General features: G+C 67.6%; 4 protein-coding genes. All 4 read right to left on the bottom strand.

Features of this window, described 5'->3' with window-relative positions; all coding sequences use genetic code 11:
* Positions 1-436: 436 nt before the first annotated feature.
* The 4 genes from ACYVE9_RS23080 to ACYVE9_RS23065 all read right to left on the bottom strand — a co-directional run bounded on the left by ACYVE9_RS23080 (position 437) and on the right by ACYVE9_RS23065 (position 2,325).
* Complete coding sequence (locus tag ACYVE9_RS23080) at positions 437-778, bottom strand: histone-like nucleoid-structuring protein Lsr2 (protein ID WP_461029815.1); 342 nt, start codon at positions 776-778, stop codon at positions 437-439.
* Between the two features lie 206 nt (positions 779-984).
* Positions 985-1,485 carry an amino-acid N-acetyltransferase gene (locus ACYVE9_RS23075; RefSeq protein WP_461029817.1) on the bottom strand — a complete coding sequence of 167 codons (501 nt, stop codon included), beginning with the start codon at positions 1,483-1,485 and terminating at the stop codon, positions 985-987.
* A 136-nt stretch (positions 1,486-1,621) separates the two neighbouring features.
* Positions 1,622-2,014, bottom strand: a complete 393-nt coding sequence (locus ACYVE9_RS23070; RefSeq protein WP_461029816.1) for a BlaI/MecI/CopY family transcriptional regulator — start codon at positions 2,012-2,014, stop codon at positions 1,622-1,624.
* A gap of 116 nt (positions 2,015-2,130) precedes the next feature.
* Complete coding sequence (locus ACYVE9_RS23065; protein WP_461029814.1) at positions 2,131-2,325, bottom strand: hypothetical protein; 195 nt, start codon at positions 2,323-2,325, stop codon at positions 2,131-2,133.
* Between the last annotated feature and the right edge of the window lie 106 nt (positions 2,326-2,431).

Genomic DNA, 2,431 nt, shown 5'->3' with positions numbered 1-2,431 from the left:
CTGATCAGCGACCGCCCCGGGGAACTGGCCCGGATCTTCGCGGACGCCGGTCAGGGGAGATGCCGGCCGACGCCGGTCTCGCGCTGCTGGGCCGCGGACTGCCGACCGGCCCGGTGGAGCACGACGCGGCGACCCGCGAAGTGCGCCTGCGAGTGCCGGCGGGCAGCGCCGAGGAGCTGCCCGCGCTGCTGGAGTGGTTGGAGTGGGGAGGCGTCACGCTGGAACTGACCGCCCGGAGGGGGCCGCGGTGTGGGGGGTGCGCGGCGGACCCGGCCGAGACCGGATCCGGCTCCAGGGGAGTCGTCACTTCACGACCCCCCGAACCGGGTGGTGGCGTGGACCTCGTGCGAGGCACGGACCTTGTGCGGCTGGTCAGCGCGGCGGCCACGGAGTGCCATCGCGCCCGGCTCCGGCGGAACGCCGAACCGCCGAGGACTCAGCCGTTCTCCTTCTCGTACGCCTCACGGACCGTGGCCGGCACGCGGCCGCGGTCGTTGACGTCGTAACCCTGTTCCTTCGCCCACGCGCGAATCTTCGCGGTGTCCTGGCTGCCGCCACTCGCACTCCCGGCGGCGCGGCCCTTACCGCGGGCGCCGGAAGAACGACCGGTACGACGACCGGCCTTGACGAAGTCGGCCAGGGCGCCGCGGAGCTTCTCCGCATTGGCAGTAGTGAGGTCGATCTCGTAGGACTTGCCGTCCAGCGCGAACGTCACCGTCTCGTCGGCTTCGCCGCCGTCGAGGTCATCCACAAGAAGGACCTGAACCTTCTGAGCCACCGGCTACTCCCATTCACTGCTGCTGCCCTGTTCTGGGAACAGGGCGCGATAACCGAATACTGATATTGACGACGACAGCAAACCGCTTTTCTCCGCAAAACACAAACCCTGCGGGATGTTTGCCCGGTGGATCGAGGGACACCGGTGGGATCTTTCGGACATAACGAACACGCCGATGACCCTCCGCGAGCGGGTGCATAGTGAGCTCATAGGTGGAGCAGCATGCGGCTGTTGCCCAGGGTGTTGGGCTTCACCCGTTCGAGACCGAGGAACTCCGCGACACCTTCGTCATAGGAGCGCAGGAGCTCGCTGTAGACATCCCCGTCCACCGGCGTCTCACCGATCTCGACGAAGCCGTGCTTGGCGAAGAACCGCACTTCGAAGGTGAGGCAGAAAATCCGCTGGACACCGAGTCGGCGCGCGGTCTCCAGCAGCTTCTCCAGCACTCGGTGACCCACCCCGGCCCCGGTGAGCGCCGGGTCGACGGCCAGTGTGCGCACCTCGGCGAGGTCCTCCCACATCACGTGCAGGGCGCCGCAGCCGACCACCTCGCCGGTCTCCCGGTGTTCGGCCACCCAGAACTCCTGGATGTCCTCGTAAAGCGTCACCGTTGCTTTGTCGAGGAGGATGCGGTCGGACGAGTAGAAGTCGATGAGGCGTCGCACGGCGGGCACGTCGCCGGTCCGCGCCCGTCGGACGCTCACCATGCCGCCCGCTTCTCCGGCACTCGCGTCGCCGGCACCCGCCTCTCCGGACCGGTGGCCGTCGTGTTCGGTTCCCTTGCCGTCACCGTCGGGACGGGTGTTGTCGGCCGGACTTATGGCTTCTGACATGAGGCGAACGCTATCGCCCCTCGGCGTCGGGAGGACGCACGCCATTGAGTTGCACTACTCGCAGCGCATCCCGCAGGGCCTCGACCTGTTCCGGCGACATCATGCCGAAGAAGGCCACCAGAGCCGCTGCTTCGTTGTCACTGGCCGACCACGCTTCGTTCATGAGTGCCGCCGAGTAGGCGGCCCGGGTGGAGATCGCTTCATATCGATAGGCACGACCGTCCTGCTCGCGACGGACCCAGCCCTTCTGGTGCAGGTTGTCCATTACGGTCATGACGGTGGTGTAGGCGATCTGCCGTTCTTCCTGGAGGTCTTCGAGCACTTCTCGGACGGTGACCGGGCGGTTCCACTGCCATACCCGGGACATGACGGCGTCTTCCAGCTCTCCCAATGGTCGCGGCACAGAAGAATAATAGAGCGAGATGTCGCGATTTACGGTGCCCGCCGCAGGTCGTTTTGTATGCACAGAGGGCATATGGCACGTGTGGATTACCCACGTGCCATATGCCCTCGGGAAAGTCAGGAACGCGCGTCACCCTCGGTGGCGGCCGCCCCACCGGACGCGGACGCCTCAGAGCGGGCGAGCGCGGCGTCCACGGCGGCGTCCTCCTTGGCCTTGTTGGAGCCGCCCTGGCTCTTCACGATCGTCACGATGAGCGCGGTGAAGGCGAAAGCCATCACCACGGAGGGGGTGAGTGCGGCGACGTACTCCATCGGGCCGGCCTCCTTGGGTGCGGGCTTCCAGAGTAGGCCAGGCCGGCCTACGCCCCGCCCCCCGGGCCCCCGCACGCCCGGGCGGGGGCCCGGGAACGTCAGCCGG

Source organism: Streptomyces sparsus (assembly GCF_054776295.1).
The sequence above is the reverse complement of the archived record's forward strand: the minus strand, read 5'-3'. Positions and strand labels throughout refer to the sequence as shown.

Coding starts and splice junctions, on each gene's coding strand:
- ACYVE9_RS23075 (WP_461029817.1), bottom strand. CDS start 1,485: ATGGTGAGCGTCCGACGGGCGCGGACCGGCGACGTGCCCGCCGTGCGA.
- ACYVE9_RS23065 (WP_461029814.1), bottom strand. CDS start 2,325: ATGGAGTACGTCGCCGCACTCACCCCCTCCGTGGTGATGGCTTTCGCC.